Origin of the sequence: Sediminicola luteus, assembly GCF_040566555.1 — a bacterium.
Classification (GTDB): domain Bacteria; phylum Bacteroidota; class Bacteroidia; order Flavobacteriales; family Flavobacteriaceae; genus Sediminicola.
In genome coordinates this window covers 22,330-43,287 of sequence record NZ_JBEWYP010000006.1, presented here as the reverse complement: position 1 = coordinate 43,287, position 20,958 = coordinate 22,330, and the positions used below count along the sequence as shown (strand labels likewise).

Below are 20,958 nucleotides of genomic sequence, written 5' to 3'. Positions count from 1 at the left end.
AAATCATGTATTTCAACGTTTAATATGGTATATAATCCTATATTCACGATTTATTAACCGAATCCAATAAATTTTTACCCCATGCGGAGATTCAAGATTTTAGTAGGACCTACACTTCTAATTCTTACACTAGTTGTCTTGGCCTTTTATCTTTTTAAAGATGGCTCCATTATAGAGAAAGACAAGGTTGCCGCAACTTCCAAACCTATTGAGAATTTAATCAGTCAGAAAGAGCGCGAACTTTATAACGTGCACCAACAAGAATTGAAGGAAGCTGTAAAGGCCTATTTTGATAAAGCGATCGCCTCCGGGGATATTGTGGGTGCCGGGGTAAGTATTGTAATGCAAGATTCCATTGTTATCTCAGATGGTTTCGGTAAAAGAAACATCAACTTAAATGACGGGGTCGACGGGGAAACCGTCTTTAGATTGGGCTCCCTTTCCAAAGGATTTGCTGGAATATTGGCTGCCAATTTAAAGAATGAAGGGAAATTGGATTGGAAAGATAAGGTTAGTGACTACCTACCGGAATTTCAATTGGGAGACAGAAAGAATACAGATAAGATCACCTTGGCCAATATATTGTCGCACACTTCGGGTACACCGTACCACAGTTATACCAATCTTGTAGAAGCTGGCCTGTCCTTAAAAGAAATTGCAGGGCGCTTTAAGGCCGTAAAGCCTATAAGCCAACCAGGAATTATGTATAGCTATCAAAATGCCATGTTCGCCCTTTGTGGTGAAATTATGTCCAAGGCTACTGGACAAGAGATCTCCACATCATTGGATAATAGGTTCTTTACGCCATTGGGAATGTGCTCTACCACTATGGATTATGAAACTTTGGAGCATACAGAAAATGTTGCCATGCCACATTCACAAAGACGAAACAGTTGGAAAACATTGCGACTTAATGACAATTACTACAATGCTATTGCTGCAGGAGGGATAAATGCCAATGCCCATGATATGGGTAGGTGGATGCGATTTTTACTAGGGCATAATCCGGAGTTAATGGACAAGTCTGCCTTGGCGGAAGCTTTTAATCCTTTTGTGGAAATAAAGGGGCACAACAAATATTACCAGCGTTGGCCTGGACATTTGTCATCCTACTATGGTTTTGGGTGGAGAATCCATAAATATAGGGAAGACGATTCCAGCCAGGAAAAAACTATCTGGCACCATGGGGGAAGCGTTAATAATTATAGAAATGAGATTGCGGTATTTCCAGAAGCTGATCTGGGCATCTGTGTTCTTCTGAACAGTAACTCCAAGCTTGCAAAAATTGTGATACCAGACCTTCATAAGATCGTAAAAGAGGTGTATGAAAAAAACACCCCCAAACTAGCCTTAAATAGCACTACGGATCCTGTTCCTCATCTTTAGAGGGAATTGTCCGCTCTAATTTATATCGTCACTACTATTTTTCCTATTGCGTTATTGTCTTCCATGTATTGATGAGCCGCTGCAACTTCATCAAGTGGAAAAACTTTGTCAATATTCAATACGATAGTTCCATTTTCTACATGATCAATAAATTCTTGGAACAGTTCCTTGGATAGGTTATCTGATTCTCCCATGTAAACTGTGAGTCGGCCTAAAGATGGGATGTCACCCATAGGGGTAAACTCTTTCATTGTCCATTCGTTTCCTAAGATGCCTGTCATGCAGACCAATCCTTTTGGAGCAATGCACTTCAATGAATCTTTTAGGGTTTTGGTGCCTACCAATTCCAAAACTTTGTTTACTCCCAAGGGATATAATTCTCGTACTTGATCAGAAACAGTACCATTGTCAATTACCACATAATCCGCACCATTGGCCAAAAGAGCCTCCTTCTTTTTGAGGTTCCTTGTTGTTGATATTACGGTTAACCCTTTTGTTTTTGCCAACTGACAAGCCAACATCCCTATAGAAGAAGTACCCCCACGGATTAAAAGTGATTCGCCATTTTCAATTTCAAGGGCTTGGTGGAGTGAGCCCGATACGGTCTGGAACATCTCAGGGATTGCTCCCAAAGTTTCCCAAGGTAACTGGCTTGTAAATGGTAACATAATTTTCAAAGGTACCAAGGCGTACTCTGCATATCCACCATCAAAGAAACGCCCCATGCCTCCCATCATTGCAGCTACTTGCTGCCCTTTCGCGTACGTATGGGAAGGGTCTTCCTCCACGACTCCAACACATTCTATTCCCTGAATCCTGGGAAATGTAACTCCGGGAGATTCCCCTCTCCGCGTATATATTTCAGCACGGTTCAAGCCAAATGCTTTTACGGAAATGAGTGCCCAACCCGATTTAATTTTGGGCTTCGGGACGTCCCTAATTTCAATTACACTTGGACCACCTGGTTGAATTGTTATCGCTGCTTTCATTTATTTTTTAATTCAATATAACGCTTTGTATAAGGAATATGTACAACATATTGTGTGGTAGTTTTGTATTTTACTTTTGGCTATAATGTGCCAAGCCAGGGTTGGCTATGATCTGTCTCCTTTCCCTGATATAAATAGTAGGTTTGATACCCGTTATTCTTTTAAAATCCTTTATAAAATGGGCTTGGTCGAAATAGCCGCAATGATATGCAACACTTGTTAAATCGATCGGTCGATTTGCGCTCAGCATCCGTAGTACTTCATTAATTCTGGTGATACGCAAATAGTGTTTAGGGCTAATCCCTACCTTGTCCTTAAATTCTCTTTCCAATTGTCGTTGGCTAATGTATAACCTGTTTGGGAGGTCCTCTATCTTGATGCCTTTTGTATTGCGGATTAGATCAGCAGCGGAATTGACATAGTTGAGGTCAATCTTATTTTCCAATAGACACTTTAATAAATATTTTTCAGTATTTCTGATCATGCCTCCCACACTTTTCTCCTCTCTTAGCCTGTGGCTAAAGTCCCTAAAACTACTGCCCAACACCATCGACATATCTTCATAACGTTCTTTAAGCTTTGAAGCGGGTACGCCAAAGACGTTATAGATTGCTTCTGGTTTAAAACGTATGGCAAATACTTTCACATGATTCTCAAACCGTACTTCGTAAGGTTGGGTAAACATTCCTATTATCATGTAGTCGGGAGTTTGTGACCAAGAATTGTCTTTTTGAAGATTGCAATGGAGATCGTTGAGATGGATAATCAATTCCAGGCAACCATTAGGAATCAATTGCATGGAAATTTGCCCAGAAGCATTTGCATTAAAACTGCCCTCCCAGAAAAGTTCAACAAACGGTCTGAGACTTTCGCATGGCATATATTCTGTAATCAGGCTACTCATCTATTCTAAAGATAGTTTATTTGCGGATAAGGACGAAATCAGTCGATATGCAAATAGGGGAGTTAAATTAATGATATACAGGTATTTGTGTTCTTAATATGATAAACATTAGTCGGTTTGCCGCTTAGCCCTTAGTGCCCCAGATTTCTTTCATGACCACATTGAGATCCATGAGGGCCTGACTACAATCGCCATAGAATGAGGAACCGTGCATTGTTGCCAATGTTTTTGGTTTAAGATCTGCCAATGAATAAAGTAATTTTTCAGTTTTATGGGTATAAGGGGTGTATTCCATAAGGGGTCCTTGCTCATAGTCGAGCATTGATTTTTTGTGTGAAGCCAAAATATCTTTATCCGTTATATCTGTTGCATTGCCATTTTGGTGAAATAAATCCGAGCACAGCAGTGTTCCATTTGTTTCTTCGAACATTACCCCTGCATCCCAGCCATGCGGTAAATGGGGAGTTCTAATAAAACGATACTTGTGTTTTCCTGTACTAAAAACGGTATTATCTGCCAATGCAAGTGCTGGCCTTATGGCAAAGTCTTCCATATTAACAATGGCACCCGCTTCGCTACATACCGCTTTTGCATTTGGAGCCACTTGTAGCCACTCATTTAGTGCTCCGCATTCATCTACTTCAAAATGACTAAAACCGATCCACATGATCTTAGCAGGGTCAATTAGCTTACGTACTTCTTCCAGTAGCACGGGAAACATTTGTTTCATCCCTGCGTGATAAAGCATGGGCTCATCATCTTTTATTAAAAAATGATTGAACTGTAAATTAAATTCTTCTACAAATACCGAAATTCGGTATACATCCGGTGCAATCTCTGAAACCTTGACCATAACTTTATTTTTAAGGAATGAATATTATATTTCAATAAATCCATATACTTAAAGATAAAAAGGATTTGTTAAGTATGATTGTAAAAAAACGACATTATGCAAGGGATTCTTTTAAAAATGGGGATCAAACGCCAATTACTTGGTAGTTTTTGTTTCTCTATTTCGAATGTAATGGTGCTGAACCAGCTGGTTGAAATAGACTTTAGATTCAACCAATTCAAATGCCAATTCCTTAGGGGTTTCGGAAAATAGAGGAGAGCCACCTCCTAATACAAGTGGGAATACGGTGATGATCATCTCGTCAATGAGGTCTTCCTTCAAAAAATTCTGAATAGTCTTTCCGCCATCAATGTACAGTCGGAAATATCCTTTTTTATGGATTTGCCCTAAAATTTCAACCGTAGTGCCTTTTACAAGGTGCGCCTTTCCTTTATGGCTTTCAGGGATTTCATTTAAAGTGGTACTCAATACAAAGACGGGCTTTTGATAGGGCCAATCCACATCAAATCCCAGGACTGTTTCAAAGGTGGTGCGACCCATTACAAGGGCGTCAATTTCCTCAGTAAACTTCACATAACCCATATCTTCATCATCGGGAATCTTTATGGAATCGAGCCATTCAATTCCTCCGTTTTTGTCAGCTATATAACCATCTAAACTTGTAGCTATATAAACGCTGTTCTTCCTTTCCATTACATTTTATTTTGGTCCTTATAGTGGCTTTAGTTTTTACATGCCGCCTTACGGGTTACAATCTATTGTTGAAGGTTAAATTATTTCAATAGTTGCTCCATCAATTTTAGGGCGGTTACCTCTCCTTTCTTACGAACAAATTCCAGAGGGGTATTATCACCAACCTCATAGGTAAAAGACTCGGCCCCAAATTCGAAAAAGAAGAAAGCCGTAGAATTAATTTTAGTACCGGTTCCTGGACTAGGTCTAATATTGGGTTTGTATCCAGGAAATTCATCTTCTAAACCACTGATTACCTTTGGAACCAATCCGGGCATATTCCCTTTTAGTTCAGGGGAGATGGTATAGAAAATATCTTCCCAAGTGGAATGAAAATCGACTCCAAAATAAAATTTGCCCCCTGTTTCTGTTACTTTTTCACGCATAAAATCCCTTATGGCCCTGGTCTCAGGTTGATTAAAGCTTTCCCAATCCCTGTTTAAATCAACGCCACCATAATTATGTCGCCAATGGCCATTATCGGCCCCATCTGGATTTACAAGAGGAACCACATAGGTATTGTAGACAGCTCTAAAACGTTTTGCAAGGTCGGTCTCTCCAGATATGGTTTCTATGAACGCCTGCATCGCGAGAAAGCCGGTTACCTCCGGTGGGTGCTGTCTGGAAATTACCATGATCATTTTTTGATCGTTGCTTTCTCCTATTTTAAGCAAATTGATAGGTCTCCCTTGGTTACTTTCCCCAATGGTTGATTTTGTAACAAAGGAATTGGTCATTAATTTTTTGTTCGTCCAGCCATCCACTTCTGAGGAAGTGATCAATTCCTGAGCTGAGATCCAAAGGGTGTCTTTGCTTAACGACAGCTTCATGGTAATACTTTCTGCCAATTCCCTTTCATTAAAGATTTTCTTTACAGAGGTATACCTCAAGGAATCCAAGGCTTCCCAAGTGGATCCATTTTTACTGAGTTTTGGAAAGTACCTATGGAAAGCATCTTCATTATAGGTGAGTTTTACGTATTGGTCTTTTTCCGTTTCTGACCAAATTTTGAATCCATACCAGGGGCTTGGATTGATGGGCAAGTTCTCGGGAGTTATTAAAACAGAAAGTAGGGAGTCATTGGTACGGGCAACACCGTTCATTCTGGCACCACTATAATCATTGGACATAAATATGCCATCGCCCAGATCGAAAACTCCTTTGTATTGCCGCTGAATGGGAACAGTTTGCGTGCTGACTTTCTTGATGGGTTCCTGTCCTTTCCATTGGGTAGTTGACTTACATCCCAAGAAACATAAGATGATGAGAATAAAAAGGGGGGCTTTAATTTTAAAGTTCTTCAATGATGTAGAATTAAATGAGTTAGTAAGCTTATGACACGTGCCGATTTAAATGTACGAAATCTTTATTGTTAGTAAATAAGCTATTTAAGAATCAAGAGGCGCTGTTAGCTGCCAGCTCTTTCTATAAACTCCGGACAATCCAACCTAATATCAGAATTGAGCAGTGGCTTATTCAACATATTGCAAAAGTCCGTAGTTTCAGTTTTTTTATAAAATTTGCAACCATAACACGTGCGTTGTACAGTCAAAATACCATTTTGATTTAATTGGTAAATTAATTTGCCCAACGAATCAAAAAGACTTTCTAAATTGGCTGGTTCAATGCCAGTGAGTCGAGCTTTCAAGGGATCAGCAAAATTTGCGGTTTCAGCTACAATTTTACTTCCTGCTTTTGTTAGACGAATGGAATAACTGCGATTGTCAACAGAGGAGAAGTCCTTGCTAATAATGCCCTTTTTATCCATAACTTTGATCGCATCACTGATGGTTGGTTTGGTTATATTAAATTCCTTGGCCAAATGACTTACGTTGCAAAGTTCTTGCTTGTGAAACGCAACAAAAATCAGAATCTGAATTTGAATTGGGCTCAAGCCCACCAATTTTGCCTTATCCCAGAGTAATATTTTAAATACTTCCGAAATACGTTCAAGCCCTACAATTATCTTACTTGAGATATTGTCTTCTTGCTCCCTGGGATTAAAAATGCTTTTGTCCATAAAAAAAAGCCTGCCAATGTTTATTCGACAGGCAAAATAAGTCTTCCTAACATTATTATTCTATATAAGTTTAACCTTTTACATCTGCTATGGAAGCTCCATAATTTAAATGTAAAACATTCCCTTTAGGGGTAAGTAAAGCAGGAACAGATTTAACGCCTGCATTTTCCGCTTCACTGATTCTTGATTTGTTTTCGCCAATATTTACAATTTCTACGTTATCGGCTCCTACCAATTCAAGCACGTCATGTTCAGCGCTGATACACACTGGACAACCTGCATGATAAAAAATTGATTTGCTCATGTTGATGGAATTTACTGGTTAATGCACTATTGCCACATAAATATAGTAAGGAATCCTAACTAATAAAAATATAAACAAGTATATTTTCGTGTAGATTTGAAAAAATAGGGGACGGAGCTTCTTAGAGCTTGCAAATATTTTTATGTGAAGTATTCTTTAAAATCCTTAACAGAATTGGTTTACATAGCTCGGCAATCCACTCCAGACCACAGTTGCCTACATTTTGCTCTCGGTCAAATAGATGGTATATAAATATCAAATGTTGCCCCTTTATTTAATTCGCCTTTTGCAAAAATAAATCCGTTATGATTTTCTACTATTTTCTTTACAATGGCAAGCCCTATTCCTGTTCCCTGAAATTTCTCTTTTCCGTGTAAGCGTGAGAAGACATCAAAAATCTTTTCGCTGTATTCTTGATCAAATCCAATCCCGTTATCCGAAATATTGATGTGGCAATATTCCATATTTTTGGATAGCTTCTCTATGTTGAATTTTTTTCCTTTCGCAATTTCACTTGTAATTTTGATGTGTGGAGCATCGTCCCCCTTTGTAAACTTAATAGAGTTGCTTACGAGGTTGTAAATCAACTGTCTGAATTGAAATGGTATCACCTTTATCTCACACATTTCACCGGTTTCAACGGTGCCATTTTTTTGCAGAAGTTCCTCTTTTAAATCTTCCTTGACCAACTCAACAATATTATTCAGGTGAGCGTCTTCAAAATTTCTTTCCTCCGTACTGGTGCGGGAATAGGCAAGTAGGTCCTGAATTAGGTGTTGCATTCTATTGGCTGCCTTTTGCATACGTTGAAATTTATCCTTCCCACTCTCTGTTAGGTTCAGATATTCCTTCTCGATGATTTGTGAGGCAAAAGTTTGAATTTTACGCAACGGTTCTTGTAAGTCATGGCTGGAGATGTAAGCGAAAGCCTGTAGCTCCTTATTCATTTTTTCAAGATCGAGGTTATTTTGATTAAGCTCTTTTGTTCTTTCAAAAACCTGTTTTTCGAGTTCATTGGCAAACATTTTCTGATCTTGTATATCGGTACTCGTGCCAACCCACATGGTGATATTGCCATTCTTGTCTTTTTGTGGAAGAGCCCTGCTTAATTGCCATCTGTATTCCCCATTGTGTTTGCGAAATCGATGCTCCAGTAAAAAATCTTCTCCGGTTTGGATGCAGCGCGTCCATTCTTTGATATTCTTGTCACGGTCATCGGGATGCACTATTTGTAGCCATCCATACTCATTTAGTTGTTCCAAGGTCAACCCCGAATATTCAAAAACCGATTTGTTGAAATAATTTAGTTTCCCATTAGGATCGGACGTCCACACATGCTGCGCCATAGAATCGGCCAGCAGTCGAAACTTTTGCTCCCTTTCCAATAATAGGTTTTGAAAGTTTTTTTCTTCGGTAATATCACGCATGGTACCAATGACCCGCTCTGGTTCATTCCTACTATTATAAAAAACCTTCCCTTTTGATTCTACCCAATGAATGGTGTTGTCCTTCCATAGGATTCTACCCTCGTATTGAAGAACACCGGTACGAAATGATTCTTCAATTGCCTTCTCCCGTAAGATCTGGTCATCGGGGTGGAAGTAGGAGGAGGGCTCTAAATTTTCTCCATTCTTCTCATCTAAAATCCCAAAAATTTCTTTGCAGCGTTTAGAAGTTATATTTGTTTTAGTTTTTAAATTATATTCCCAAATCCCTAGTTCACTGGCCGTGATAACGATGTTAAGTCGTTCTTCGTTCTCTTCAATTTTACGGAACGCACTTATAACATCCTGTTCAGCTTTTTTACGTTCTGTTATATCCCTAGCAACAGCGAATAATAAGGTTTCACCATCCTGTTGGATACTTCCAATACTTATCTCCACCGGGTATATAATGCCTTTTTTGTTTTTATGAAGGGTTTCAAAAGGAGGGATATTTTGTTTTTGCGAAAGCTGAAACATATCTCGGAATTTTTCCTCATTATAAATAGGGTCTACATCAGGTACCCTTAACTGCTTTATTTCCTGCTCTGTATATCCCCATTTTTGTATTGCCATGTCGTTGAGATAAACAAAACGGCCCTCTTCGTCCATCAGGATGAAGGGGTCCCCTGCCGTATCCGCCATAAACTTAAAAAGATTGATCTCTGTTAAGGCAGCTTCTACCTTTTGTTTGGCTTCGAGCAGTTCGGTTACTTCAGCAGCCGTGTTCATTACCCCATACACCTTACCGGAAGCATCAGATAAGGGTGTGAAACTGTAATTAAAATAATGGGCTTTTAATATTCCATTTTTAAGGAGATCCACTTTTTGGTTTTTAGCATGAAAAGGAATTCCTGTTGAAAAGACTTCTTTTACCTGCTCAAAAATTTTCTGACTTTCCAGCTCTGGTAAAATATCGGTGTATAACTTTCCTATGACATTATTTCCTTTGCCCCATACCTCCATTATGGATTGGTTGGCGAGGGTAATGCGCATTTCCTCCCCAGTATAAACCGCAATTGGGAATGGTGCATTTTCAACCAAAGTGCGTATGCTTTGTTCGCTTTCTTGAATTTTTTGTCGTGCAATCACCTGCTCGGTAACATCTTCTAATGTTCCATTTAGGCGATAGGCTATTTTATTTTCATTGAACCATGCCCTACCTTTGGCATGAACTATGATTTCCTTTTTAGAGATAGGATTGATAATAGTGTATTCCACATCATACTTTCCTCCTGAAGAAAAGTCCAATGCCTTTTGTATAGCGTTGGTTAATTTTGTCCGGTCTTCATCTACGACGACTTTAAGTGCATCTGAAAGTTCAATTTGTTCATCAGGCGATAATCCAAACCATTGTTTTAACCTGTCATTTGCAGAGAATTTATTGGTAAGTGGATTAAAATCAAAGGTTCCTAGTTGTGCCGCCTCAATGGCAAAGTGCAATTCATTTTTGCTTTCCTTTAGTTCAATTTCAGCATTCTTTTTATTGGTCGTTTCAATTACCGTAACCAATACACCCCCCACTTCTCCATTGCTCATTCTAATAGGGCTATAGGCGAAATCGAAATAACAGGTCTCTAAAAATCCGTTTCTGTTGAGCTCCAACATAAAATCGGGGAAACCTACAGGTACGCCATTCATAACCCCGTCAAACATGGATTCAATAATGTGCCATATTTCGGAGAAAGTTTCCTTAGAGCTAATTCCCAACGCTTGTGGGTGTTTGGTAGTTCCTAAAATTGGGCGATAACCATCATTATAAATTTGAGTATATTCCTTGCCCCAAGCGATATACATTCCAAAAGGATTTTCCAACATCACAGAAACCATGGTACGTAAACTTTCAGGCCAGTTTTCTGGATTGCCCAAGGGGGTTTTGTCCCAATCTTTATTCCGAATGAGTTCGCCCATTTCTCCGCCACCTTTCAAGAAATAATGCTCTGTGTTTTTACTTTTCATTAAAATACTTATTTACGGAAGAAGTATAAATTTATCCCTATTGGGGTGTTTGGAATTAGCATTGTTGGTTAGGGTTATAGCTTCAAAAATCACCTTTTTTAAGGCAGAAAAATCCCCAGGCTTTCGGATGTAATAGTTGGCGCCTTTTTCATAAAGTGAATCCACCACGTCTAGATCAAGGGAGGTTGAGAATATGATTATTGGGAGATGCTTCAATTCATCCGTTACTTTTATTTCTGTCAAACATTCTAAGCCTGATTTTCGTGGCATGTTCAAATCAAGGAAAAGAGCGTCAGGTAGATCTCCTGAATTTGAAGATAAAAAATCCATAAGTTGCACTCCATCATTTACTGTGGAAAGAGATGCGTCCACTGGCAATTCTTCTAAAGCTTCCTTAAAAAAAAGACAATCATCTGAATCGTCATCAGCAAGTAAGAGATTATATTTTATAACGTCCATTGTGAAGGGTTCAAATATTAAATATGATGTAAAATTAATTTTTATTCCTAAATCTAAAGTGAAAAATAGCCATGTTCAATCAGTATAGTTATGCACTTATATTGGATTTGAAATGAGACCATTGCACCGGAAATGTTCAGCTTGCACTAAGATAGTTAATTGATAGGATTTATATTTGGGAAATTTCAATACCAAGAACCACAACTTGTTTGTGGTACGCCTAGATTTATTTCCGCTCTGTTTTTTTATTTGCCGTAAAAGCATAAATAATAAATCCGCCAAACACCATACTAAGGACACCGCTCAACGGAGCATAGGGTTCCACTTCGGGAATAACGGAGTTGATAAGGTGTTGAAAACCAACATGACCTATAAAAATTAAGACAAAAGAGGCTGCTATGAACAGGTAACCGAAAAGTTTAATTGCCACAGGATATTTTGATTGCTTGGCAACCACTATAAATAAAAGACCAATAACCAACCTCACAATTATAGCAGTGATATACAGTGAGGTGTTCTCTATATTATCTCCTATCCAACCGATAATGAGTTCAGGATAAATAAGCAGCGATATCCCCGCCACCAACAGTAATATTCCAAATAGTTTGATGATTAATTTCATTTATGGAGTTGATTTGAATGGGTTCATTTTTTAAAATGACCAGCAACAATCTTGGACAGCAATAGGTACATGATTGGATTTACTATTCTATAAGCAAGATACTTAATAAATACAAGAATGGTTTAGGGAAACCTCTAAACCGCTATTTACTACATCCTATTCAGTCTGCTTCGTTTCAGATGGGAAAAGGCCGATTATTCATAGAGATAAGTTGCTAATTGAAGGACCTAGGATCAACAAACTAAATGCACATGTGGTATGGAGAAAAAAAGCCTCTTTTATATTTCTCATTAAACAATCCCTTAACTTAGGGAGAAATCCTTAAGTATGGACGGTGGACAGGAAGGTGTAGGGCTAAAGAAACAACTCGGTACAGTTCAAATTCTCTTGTATGGAATTGGAACCATGTTGGGTGCAGGTATTTATGTGCTGGTGGGAAAAGTGGCAGGATATGCCGGATCGCTGGCTCCCCTTTCGTTCCTAATTGCCGGTGTTTTAGCAGGATTGACCGCTTACTCCTATTCCCTTCTTTCGCCGCGGTTTCCGAAAAGTGGGGGGGAAATTGTCTATGTGAAAAATGCATTCAACTCTAAGCGATTGGCCACCTTGGTTGGGTGGGGTGTGATTTTTACCGGGTTCATTTCAGCTGCAGCCATCATCAAAGGATTTGTTGGTTACTTGGACGTGTTCATAGAAATCCCCGATGCATTGGTCATCATCGTTAGTATGACGCTCCTTTGTATGCTCGCCATATGGGGTATTGGTGAATCTTTGAATGTAATAGGGTTCATAACACTGATTGAGGTTGGTGGACTCCTATTTGTCATCTTTGTGGCAGACATCGATATAGAGAAATTTACTTCGCATTTTTCACAAATGTTCGTTAGGGCACCTGGTTATGATGTATTAGCAGTGTTTCAAGGCGCGTTCTTGGCTTTCTATGCTTTTGTTGGCTTCGAAGACTTGGCAAATGTTGCCGAGGAGGCCAAAAACCCGAAAAAGAGCATGCCCGTGGCCATTATGGGCAGTTTATTCATCGCATTGACCCTCTACGTAGCTGTAGCCGTTGTAGCCGTAATATCCTTACCGCTGACTGAGCTTTCATCCACAGATGCCCCTATGGCGGAAATTGTGGCTAACAAAGGGCAGCATTACGCTTATTTTATAAGTGTGATTAGTTTGGTTGCGGTATTAAACGGGGTTTTGGCTCAGGTAATTATGGGCTCAAGGGTCCTTTACGGATTGGCCGGTCAGAACAGCGCACCAAAATTGTTTCACAGGGTACATAAGAAGTTTCGGACTCCTTTGTTGGCCACCATCGTCATTTCCATTGGGATTGTGGTCTTGGCCGTATTCCTCCCTATTGTTCAACTTGCCAACATGACCAGCTACGTTATCATTAGCGTCTTCGTGCTCGTAAACCTCTCACAGGTAAAGTTGGCGTTTATGGATTTTGGCAAGAAGAAATGTTGGGGGAACCGGAAGTTTTTCCTGCCCCTGATTGCCACCATTCTATGCATTGTATTCCTTGCGTATAAGATAGTGGCCGTAGTGTAATGCACATCAATGGGAAAATTGGCCCAATACCAAAGTATAATTTCAATCCTATGATGATTCAAAAATTTAATATTCACAACCTTTATCAATTGCTGTTATAGGTTAATCTAGGAATCTGTTGCTGAGTTATGAGTCGGATTATAATTGCGAAAATTTTTGATTTACAGTAAATAGGCTAATTAGGGGGGTAGAAACGTTGTAACCGATTTTAGTTAATCGGTTCAATTTTAAAAGGTGTGTTATTACCTATGTTTTTACATTTATTCCGTGTATAGTTCAAGAGAGAGGTAGTGAAGAAGAAATAAAATGGAATTTCTTGTCTATTATTTTAAAGGTTTGTGAAGGGGCAATTGTAACCACGTATTATACCATTCTTTACATCATATATGAAGACCCTTAGTGCCATTATATTTTAAGTTAAAGACTCTTGTCATCTATCCTTGATTTAAGGATAGGACATGGCCTAAAATTTGAAGGGGCATATAACAAAACTAAATTTTATAGCGACTTGCCAATGATTAAGTATTAGTGGGAGGGAAGGTTTGTTTTTTATGTGGATTGGCATAATTATTGCAAACACTGCTTACTTTATCATCGGTGAATTATTACAAATAAAGTTCACAAAATCACCCCATTTATGTCCTTTGAACGAACGCAAGAAAAATTAAAAATACTCGCAGATGCCGCTAAATATGATGTATCCTGCGCTTCCAGTGGCAGTAAGCGAAGTAATGCTAGCAAGGGTCTTGGTGATGCCACTGGGATGGGTATCTGTCATTCGTATACAGAAGATGGTCGTTGTGTATCCTTGTTGAAAATTTTATTGACCAATTATTGCATTTTCGATTGCGCGTATTGTGTCACACGAAAAAGTAACGACATAAAGCGAGCTGCATTTCAAGTTCAGGAAGTGGTAGACTTGACCATTAACTTTTACCGTCGTAATTATATAGAAGGTTTGTTCTTGAGTTCTGGAATTTTTAAAAGTGCAGATTATACAATGGAGCGCTTGGTGGCAGTTGCGAAGAAGCTGCGGTTGGAAGAAAATTTCAATGGATATATCCACCTAAAATCAATTCCGGGAGCTTCTGATGAATTAATGAGGGAAGCTGGTCTCTATGCCGATAGGTTGAGTGTTAATATTGAGATTCCGACAAGAGAAGGTTTAAAACTCTTGGCACCCGAGAAAAAGAGGGAAGACTTTATAAATCCAATGGTGAAAGTTAAAAATGAAATTATCCTTTATAAATCTGAAAAGGACATTATTAAGAGCACACCAAAGTTTGCGCCTGGGGGTCAAAGTACACAAATGATTATTGGCGCCAGTGGCGAAAGTGATCAGCAGATAATGTGGACTTCCAATTACTTCTACAAAAACTTTAATTTGAAGCGCGTTTATTATTCTGGGTATATACCGATCAGTTATGATCCACGTTTGCCGCAAATTGGAACAGATGTTCCAATGCTCCGAGAAAACCGCTTATATCAGACGGATTGGTTGATGCGCTTTTATGGGTTTGAGGTTCATGAGATATTGAACAATGAACACCAGAATCTCGATTTGGATGTAGATCCAAAATTAGGTTGGGCCCTTCGTAATTTAGATCAATTTCCAGTAGATGTGAACAGGGCCGAGAAAAGAATGTTGGCACGCGTTCCAGGACTGGGAATGAAGTCTGTTCATAAAATTATAGAGGCTAGACGCTTTCGCAGTCTCAATTGGGAACATTTGCACAGAATGGGCGTGGCATTGAACAGGGCAAAATATTTTCTAATCTGCGAATCAAGGGATTTTGAGCGTCGGGATTTAACAGGACCGCAACTTAAATCACTTATTCTTCAAAACTCCACGAGTAAATATCAAAAAGTCTTGAGTTCACAATTGAATTTATTTGAATAGATGTTGGTGCCTCAAGAAATCACACTCGTTTACGATGGCACTTTTGATGGATTTCTGACGTGCGTATTTCAGGTCTATGATTTGAAATTAAAACAGGTCAATATCCAAAAAAAAAACCATGCTCAAGAGTCGTTGTTTGGTAGCAGCGATGAGGTACTAACAGATCATAATAAATCAGATAGGGTTTGGAAGGGGATTAAAAAGAAAACGACGGCGACTGGAAGCTCTCGTTTGTACTATGCATTTTTAAGTGAGCAGCATCAGATAGAGAATCTGTTGTTGCGCTATATACAAGCTGCATTAAAAAGCACTATGCCAATTGATTCTGACTTTGGCGACCAAGATGTACTAAAAGTGACCCAAATTGCAAAAAGTGTTGGTCGGGAAAAACATCGAATGGAAGCTTTTGTGCGGTTCAGATTAACTAAAGACGATATGTATTTTGCTACCATATCGCCCGATTTTGATGTTTTGCCCCTTATTTCCATCCATTTCAAACGTCGCTATGCGGACCAAAAATGGGTAATCTATGACCTTAAGCGCAATTACGGACTCTTCTACGATTTGGAGAAGGTAGATATTATGAACCTATCATTACCAGAAAATTTCGATGCCACTAAAACGTCCGGAGATTTTTTTGCGGCCGAAGAATTGGAATTCCAGACCTTATGGCAAGACTATTTTGAAAGCACCAATATACCATCGCGAAAAAACATGAAACTTCATGTCCGGCATGTGCCAAAACGATATTGGAAATATTTGAGCGAGAAACTGAGGTAAAATTTTGGTTTTTTTTGGTTGGTTGCGTCTCCAAGAGTTATGTCATTTCAATTTGGTAATAAAGAACTTAATCATTTGAGGCAGCCAGTTCCTATCTCTCATTACAATATGGTCTGCACCATCATAAACAACAAATTCATAATTGTTATAGTTCAACTTTTCCAATTGACTAACAAGTTTGTATGAATCATCAATAGGCACATCATCATCGTAGGTTCCATGGACTATCATCAATGGAGCTTTAAGCCGATTTAATTTATTAGAGATTGCCGACTTTTTATATTTCTCCGGGCATTCATCAGGTAAACATCCCATGAATGGTTCAATTGCAATTCTAAAATCAATAGGATCTAGGGCTGCGGCGTTAATATGGCCTGCTTTATAAAACTCTGGTGCCTCCAATAAAGCTCTTAATGCAAAATGACCTCCCCAACTATGTCCAAATACTCCAACTCGGTTTAAGTCCATATACGGCCTTTTTTTGCCGAGTTGTTTTAAAGCTCCAATATGGTCCTGCAATTCAATTTGACCAAATTTCCCGTAACTATAGTCCTGAAATTTTTTTCCTCTTTCTGATGTGCCCCTACCATCTATAAATACAACAATAATTCCCTCTTGTACCAACTTGTTCATATCCCAAAGCCAATTGTTAAGTAGGTCTCTCACCACTACATTGTTGAATGAAGCTCCATAAATATACTCTACAACCGGATATTTCCTGTTGGGATCAAAGTCCATGGGTTTTAAGATTAAACTCTGTAATTGCGTGGTGCCATCTGCTGCCATGACCCATTCGTACTCGTGATTTAACTGGTTATCGGATATAATTGATGAATCAACTTGCCAGGGCGTATCAATATATCTTCCATCAATAGCGTAACGTTCTATTTGCAGCGTTTTGGGAAGTTGTGACCGAAATAACCATAAAGTGTCCTTACTCTCCTGAAAAAAAACATCCAGGATTCCCGAAGCATCAGTTATTTTTTCTATACCTGGATTGTTCAAATTGGTTCTGAACAGTTGTATTTCATAAGGGTCGTTTTTATTTGCATGTGCTTTAAAATAGATCCAATCATTCAGCTTGTCAATTTCAACTATGGAAATCACAATTCTATTTTCTGAAAATGTTGTCAATGGCCTAACAAGGTTTCCAAGATCATCATACAGATAAATTTGGTTGTATCCGTTGCGCTCGCTCATCCATGTGAATTGATTGCGATCTTCAAGAAAAACCACCTGTTTACTGTCGATAAGTCGTTTACTGTATCCTTGCAGTAAATCAAGTCCAATTAAATAGGTGTCAGAGGTTTCAGATAATAATATGGTTTCCTTACCGGTTTTAGCATCAACAGATATTAGAAGAACTTCCTTCAACAATCTATCAGACATTAAAAAATACAATTCTTGGCTGTCATTGCTCCATTGTAATAAATGGATATATGGGAGATTCTCATTACGCTTAACTTCAACCTTGTCCCCAGTTTTAACATTGATAACATAAAAACGGTGTTCAGGCAAAGCATCACCGGCTCGGCTATATTTTTTTTTAATTGTTTCTTTTGGATTTGACTTGATGATTTCAATTTCAGGCACTTTACTATCATCTATTTGTTTGGAAGCAAGGTATATCCCATTAGGAGACCACATGGCATTGGACATTGACCAATACCAGTCATGGTCGGGCTCCAATAAAATTTTTATAGAGTCTGTGGTTTGATTGCGCAAATATAGCTTCCCATCCCGTGTTCCTGCAAATTTCTTATTTGAATCAGAATACAGTTCTGTTACAGGTGCAATATGTGTAAAAAGACCATTTTCTAGGATTTTTGCATCTGGATGAGGTCTTTCTCCTTTTTCGTTAATCCAACTCGGAAACTCCTTCATCAACTGCCGTGGTACATTCTGACTATAGACCATGTCGAGAAAAGCTACCGAAAGTAAAAAAATTATAAATATTTTGTTTTGAGTTTTCATGACGTATTCGATTCAAGCTAATGTCAAAGTCTAGAAGCCCTTATTGAATATAGATACAAACTAGATCTAGCTAAGGGGTTAAGAATCAAATAAATATACGAAAACTATTGTATTGTAGTATATATGCTAAACAATGCATTTTAGCCTAGGTCAGCAGTATTTTCCACTATTTTAGAAGTAAATAGTTTCTTGAACCTTTGTGGAAATTCATCCTTTATATGGACTGGTTTATTGGTAAATGGATGTATAAAGTTCAACGAATAGGCATGTAGATACAAGCCCTTGCCGCTTAAAATTAAATGTTCAGTTCCATAAGCTACATCTCCTAATATCGGATTATCGATACTGGACAGATGTTTGCGCAATTGGTGCCTTCTGCCCGTTTTAGGGTCCAATTGGACCAGGTTGAGTTTACCGAATCTTTTTGAAAAAACGGATTTGAATACCTTATAATTCGATTGTGATTTCTTGGTGTCAATTTCTGAAGTGATTTCTCCTCCATCTTTCATTTCACCAATTGTAACCGCATAATATGTTTTTTTAACCTTTTTGTCTTCAAACATGCTGTTTAAAGCACGAATACAACTACTCGTTTTTCCAACCAATAAAACACCTGTGGTTGCATAATCCAATCTATGTACAGGCTGAGGTTTGGTTGCATCAGGAAGATTACTTTGTTGCAGGTTCTGCACTAGGGCATTGGCAATGGTTTTAAAGCTATTGCCGCTGACCAAAATTCCCGCAGGCTTATGGATCACTGCTAAATGATCATCTTCAAATAAAACTTTTAGTGGAAACAACAGTCTTTTATTCGAACTGACTTCTTTTGGAATAGATATGCATATGCGGTCACCTCCATTTATTAAAGTGGCAGAAGTTGCAATCACTTCATTAACGGTTATGAATTTTTTCTTAAGTACTTTTTTAAGCGCTGATTTGGTGAGTGCAGCAAGGAAAATACCTACCCCGTATTCCTGAAGTCGAATTGGGGAAGGGATAATGGGTACAATATGTATTTCGGTTGAATTTTGAATGCTTTTTATTTTTACTGGCGTTTAATAATACGCACGTGGCCTGCCGATAGTCGGCTACATTTAATTATAGATTCTTGCTCGCCGGGATTTTGTTTTTTATGCTAAATGCACAGGTTAGTATCCAAATAACAAATACGGACTCTATAATTCGCTGATAGATCCCATTATATGCAGGATCTGAGTTAGAGAACAATAAATATACAAACAGCATGCTTGTGATACCATAGATGATTGCTTGGTTTGATAATCTATTGTAAAATGGTGATTTTTTTAGTCCAAGACCAATAAGGATAATACTCAAAGGAACGAATATATAGGTTAAGAACCCTATAATATTATGTATAATTTGAGAAATGCTCGGATCTATAAACTCTTTATTGCAACCACTATCACAGGGAAAGACACCAACCATTACAGTTGCAATACCATAAAAGATTCCTAGGCCATAAAATCCGATTTTAGTTAGCTTGGATGCCGGAAACATTTTATTTCCTACAAAAGCAAATATGGTCAATAGAATGCCACTCGGGATAATACCATATATTCTTAAATTAGTTCCGTATTCAGTGTCAATAGCATAGGTTTCACTTATATATTGGCTTGTGGCACTATAATTTTCAATTAGTAATCCACCAATGATTGCAGAAGCAACAAATAAACTTACTCCAAGGACACCGATGAAAAAGATAATTTTATTGCTCATTAAATTAGTGTTAGGCGGTAGGTTTTACCACTTTCAGGTTCTTGTATAGTTTTGCCCACAGTTTTTATTTTAATTCTTGCAATTCTTGTTTTGAATGTAATTACGTACAAAAGCTACATGTATGTGCCTTATTCATGGTAGAAACGCCTTGTCAAAGGCAGTTGTTTTTTATCTTTTCCAATGCTTTTGGAAAAGTGTTTTTCATAAAGTCGAGATGCTCATCCAGGACATCTATATCAACGGTAAGGGTGTTGTAGTCTGTTCCTTCGGTAAGCGTATACATTTCTGTGGTGCCCGACCATTTTTTTGTCTCATCATCTATGGGTTGTTCCTTTCCATTTACTACATTTCCCTGATGCTCAAACATCATGATTTTATTGGGTATGTGTTTTTTGATGATGCTGTAGATGCCATTCTGATCTGGGGAAAGAAATAAAACCTTACTGCCTTCTTTCCAATCATCGGTGATGGCATAGGACCCTTCGAAGAATACACTGGCCCAATCCCGATAAGACTTCTCGTCCCAGAGCGCTTTCCAAATCTCGGTTTTCCCTGCCTTAATATCAATTGAAAATTGTAGCCTATTTATTTTCATAGTTTTAGATAAGGTTTAGAGTTGATTATTATAATAAGAAAACTACAGCTATTAGTATTGAGAGTGATTTGGTAATTTTGGTTAATCAAATCAGTTTCAGGATATCCTGAAGACTAAAAATAGTGAAATTTATACGGTTATAGATTCTACAAGTCAAATATGATCCGCGTTATTAGCTGAAATTTCAAAATATAAAAGGCTACCGAATGGGTAGCCTTTAGTCTGTTAGCGAATATGAAATAGCTCTTAATTTCCAGCACTCAAAGAATAACTTCCATCTCCATTAAAGGATTCAAGGTTAATAGTAACAGTCCAATTGCCAGGCTCACCGGCATCAGTAACTCCGTCAATACTATCGGGTTCAGACCCTCCGTTAAGGCTTCTATCAAGGACCACAGTGCCATTTGCATCTGCAACTATTATTTGGAATTTTCCTGAAGCTGTAGCTGTAATATCAGCGTTATAGTCGGCTGTAGCCAAGTTGTTTGACCAAGTTATTGTTCTTGATCCACTTCCGCCATTTCCTGTAAAATCTCCACCGATATCCCCTGAAGGTCCTTCATTGACCGTAATATTTACGGTTGGGCCATCGTCATCAGAGCAAGAGGTGAAAGTAGCAATGAACAGTATCATTGCAGTTAATATGCCTAGTTGTTTAAAATTTGGGATTTTCATTTAAATTTATTTTAGTGATTAGTTATAATGC

The 20,958-nt window shown here is 38.3% G+C and carries 19 protein-coding genes; 4 read left to right on the top strand and 15 right to left on the bottom strand.

Features of this window, described 5'->3' with window-relative positions:
• The first annotated feature begins 81 nt into the window (after positions 1–81).
• Positions 82–1,386, top strand: coding sequence for a serine hydrolase domain-containing protein (locus tag ABXZ32_RS11100; protein WP_354618748.1), 1,305 nt, complete (start codon positions 82–84; stop codon positions 1,384–1,386).
• A 20-nt stretch (positions 1,387–1,406) separates the two neighbouring features.
• On the opposite strand, the gene ABXZ32_RS11095 is transcribed toward ABXZ32_RS11100, so the two are convergent.
• From ABXZ32_RS11095 to ABXZ32_RS11050, 10 genes are all read right to left on the bottom strand, one after another.
• The gene (locus ABXZ32_RS11095; protein WP_354618747.1) at positions 1,407–2,375 is read right to left on the bottom strand and encodes a zinc-binding alcohol dehydrogenase family protein; all 969 of its coding nucleotides are present in this window, start codon (positions 2,373–2,375) and stop codon (positions 1,407–1,409) included.
• Between the two features lie 70 nt (positions 2,376–2,445).
• Positions 2,446–3,279, bottom strand: a complete 834-nt coding sequence (locus tag ABXZ32_RS11090; protein ID WP_354618746.1) for a helix-turn-helix domain-containing protein — start codon at positions 3,277–3,279, stop codon at positions 2,446–2,448.
• 124 nt (positions 3,280–3,403) lie between these two features.
• A complete protein-coding gene (locus tag ABXZ32_RS11085) occupies positions 3,404–4,132 on the bottom strand; it encodes an oxygen-binding di-iron domain-containing protein (RefSeq protein WP_354618745.1) in 729 nt (242 codons plus the stop codon).
• Between the two features lie 135 nt (positions 4,133–4,267).
• On the bottom strand, positions 4,268–4,825 hold the full coding sequence (locus ABXZ32_RS11080) for a dihydrofolate reductase family protein (protein WP_354618744.1): 558 nt from the start codon (positions 4,823–4,825) through the stop codon (positions 4,268–4,270).
• A gap of 80 nt (positions 4,826–4,905) precedes the next feature.
• Positions 4,906–6,168 carry a M14 family metallopeptidase gene (locus ABXZ32_RS11075; RefSeq protein ID WP_354618743.1) on the bottom strand — a complete coding sequence of 421 codons (1,263 nt, stop codon included), beginning with the start codon at positions 6,166–6,168 and terminating at the stop codon, positions 4,906–4,908.
• 104 nt (positions 6,169–6,272) lie between these two features.
• Positions 6,273–6,884, bottom strand: a complete 612-nt coding sequence (locus ABXZ32_RS11070) for a MarR family winged helix-turn-helix transcriptional regulator (RefSeq protein ID WP_354618742.1) — start codon at positions 6,882–6,884, stop codon at positions 6,273–6,275.
• A gap of 70 nt (positions 6,885–6,954) precedes the next feature.
• Positions 6,955–7,188, bottom strand: coding sequence for a thioredoxin family protein (locus tag ABXZ32_RS11065; protein WP_354618741.1), 234 nt, complete (start codon positions 7,186–7,188; stop codon positions 6,955–6,957).
• Between the two features lie 233 nt (positions 7,189–7,421).
• Complete coding sequence (locus tag ABXZ32_RS11060; RefSeq protein WP_354618740.1) at positions 7,422–10,628, bottom strand: PAS domain-containing sensor histidine kinase; 3,207 nt, start codon at positions 10,626–10,628, stop codon at positions 7,422–7,424.
• Positions 10,629–10,640: 12 nt separating this feature from the next.
• A complete protein-coding gene (locus ABXZ32_RS11055) occupies positions 10,641–11,087 on the bottom strand; it encodes a response regulator (RefSeq protein WP_354618739.1) in 447 nt (148 codons plus the stop codon).
• Between the two features lie 226 nt (positions 11,088–11,313).
• The gene (locus tag ABXZ32_RS11050) at positions 11,314–11,709 is read right to left on the bottom strand and encodes a hypothetical protein (RefSeq protein ID WP_354618738.1); all 396 of its coding nucleotides are present in this window, start codon (positions 11,707–11,709) and stop codon (positions 11,314–11,316) included.
• Positions 11,710–12,036: 327 nt separating this feature from the next.
• Here ABXZ32_RS11050 and ABXZ32_RS11045 point away from each other — a divergent pair, with 327 nt between their 5' ends.
• The 3 genes from ABXZ32_RS11045 to ABXZ32_RS11035 all read left to right on the top strand — a co-directional run bounded on the left by ABXZ32_RS11045 (position 12,037) and on the right by ABXZ32_RS11035 (position 15,946).
• A complete protein-coding gene (locus ABXZ32_RS11045; protein ID WP_354618737.1) occupies positions 12,037–13,266 on the top strand; it encodes an APC family permease in 1,230 nt (409 codons plus the stop codon).
• A gap of 637 nt (positions 13,267–13,903) precedes the next feature.
• Positions 13,904–15,166 carry a putative DNA modification/repair radical SAM protein gene (locus tag ABXZ32_RS11040; protein WP_354618736.1) on the top strand — a complete coding sequence of 421 codons (1,263 nt, stop codon included), beginning with the start codon at positions 13,904–13,906 and terminating at the stop codon, positions 15,164–15,166.
• Between the two features lie 6 nt (positions 15,167–15,172).
• Positions 15,173–15,946: a TIGR03915 family putative DNA repair protein gene (locus tag ABXZ32_RS11035; RefSeq protein WP_354618735.1), complete on the top strand. Its 774-nt coding sequence runs from the start codon at positions 15,173–15,175 to the stop codon at positions 15,944–15,946.
• Between the two features lie 42 nt (positions 15,947–15,988).
• Here ABXZ32_RS11035 and ABXZ32_RS11030 read toward each other — a convergent pair whose 3' ends face one another.
• The 5 genes from ABXZ32_RS11030 to ABXZ32_RS11010 all read right to left on the bottom strand — a co-directional run bounded on the left by ABXZ32_RS11030 (position 15,989) and on the right by ABXZ32_RS11010 (position 20,927).
• Entirely contained in the window at positions 15,989–17,920 is a 1,932-nt protein-coding gene (locus tag ABXZ32_RS11030) for a S9 family peptidase (protein ID WP_354618734.1), read from the bottom strand.
• Between the two features lie 140 nt (positions 17,921–18,060).
• Complete coding sequence (locus ABXZ32_RS11025) at positions 18,061–18,918, bottom strand: RluA family pseudouridine synthase (RefSeq protein ID WP_408017151.1); 858 nt, start codon at positions 18,916–18,918, stop codon at positions 18,061–18,063.
• A gap of 100 nt (positions 18,919–19,018) precedes the next feature.
• The gene (locus tag ABXZ32_RS11020; protein ID WP_354618733.1) at positions 19,019–19,657 is read right to left on the bottom strand and encodes a DUF998 domain-containing protein; all 639 of its coding nucleotides are present in this window, start codon (positions 19,655–19,657) and stop codon (positions 19,019–19,021) included.
• A 151-nt stretch (positions 19,658–19,808) separates the two neighbouring features.
• Positions 19,809–20,252, bottom strand: coding sequence for a hypothetical protein (locus tag ABXZ32_RS11015; RefSeq protein ID WP_354618732.1), 444 nt, complete (start codon positions 20,250–20,252; stop codon positions 19,809–19,811).
• A 246-nt stretch (positions 20,253–20,498) separates the two neighbouring features.
• Positions 20,499–20,927 (bottom strand): hypothetical protein, encoded by a 429-nt coding sequence (locus tag ABXZ32_RS11010; protein WP_354618731.1) that lies wholly within the window; start codon positions 20,925–20,927, stop codon positions 20,499–20,501.
• Positions 20,928–20,958: the final 31 nt, after the last annotated feature.

Coding starts and splice junctions, on each gene's coding strand:
- ABXZ32_RS11065 (WP_354618741.1), bottom strand. CDS start 7,188: ATGAGCAAATCAATTTTTTATCATGCAGGTTGTCCAGTGTGTATCAGC.
- ABXZ32_RS11085 (WP_354618745.1), bottom strand. CDS start 4,132: ATGGTCAAGGTTTCAGAGATTGCACCGGATGTATACCGAATTTCGGTA.
- ABXZ32_RS11020 (WP_354618733.1), bottom strand. CDS start 19,657: ATGAGCAATAAAATTATCTTTTTCATCGGTGTCCTTGGAGTAAGTTTA.
- ABXZ32_RS11090 (WP_354618746.1), bottom strand. CDS start 3,279: ATGAGTAGCCTGATTACAGAATATATGCCATGCGAAAGTCTCAGACCG.
- ABXZ32_RS11015 (WP_354618732.1), bottom strand. CDS start 20,252: ATGAAAATAAATAGGCTACAATTTTCAATTGATATTAAGGCAGGGAAA.
- ABXZ32_RS11060 (WP_354618740.1), bottom strand. CDS start 10,628: ATGAAAAGTAAAAACACAGAGCATTATTTCTTGAAAGGTGGCGGAGAA.
- ABXZ32_RS11010 (WP_354618731.1), bottom strand. CDS start 20,927: ATGAAAATCCCAAATTTTAAACAACTAGGCATATTAACTGCAATGATA.
- ABXZ32_RS11040 (WP_354618736.1), top strand. CDS start 13,904: ATGTCCTTTGAACGAACGCAAGAAAAATTAAAAATACTCGCAGATGCC.
- ABXZ32_RS11050 (WP_354618738.1), bottom strand. CDS start 11,709: ATGAAATTAATCATCAAACTATTTGGAATATTACTGTTGGTGGCGGGG.
- ABXZ32_RS11095 (WP_354618747.1), bottom strand. CDS start 2,375: ATGAAAGCAGCGATAACAATTCAACCAGGTGGTCCAAGTGTAATTGAA.
- ABXZ32_RS11030 (WP_354618734.1), bottom strand. CDS start 17,920: ATGAAAACTCAAAACAAAATATTTATAATTTTTTTACTTTCGGTAGCT.
- ABXZ32_RS11100 (WP_354618748.1), top strand. CDS start 82: ATGCGGAGATTCAAGATTTTAGTAGGACCTACACTTCTAATTCTTACA.
- ABXZ32_RS11045 (WP_354618737.1), top strand. CDS start 12,037: ATGGACGGTGGACAGGAAGGTGTAGGGCTAAAGAAACAACTCGGTACA.
- ABXZ32_RS11055 (WP_354618739.1), bottom strand. CDS start 11,087: ATGGACGTTATAAAATATAATCTCTTACTTGCTGATGACGATTCAGAT.
- ABXZ32_RS11070 (WP_354618742.1), bottom strand. CDS start 6,884: ATGGACAAAAGCATTTTTAATCCCAGGGAGCAAGAAGACAATATCTCA.
- ABXZ32_RS11080 (WP_354618744.1), bottom strand. CDS start 4,825: ATGGAAAGGAAGAACAGCGTTTATATAGCTACAAGTTTAGATGGTTAT.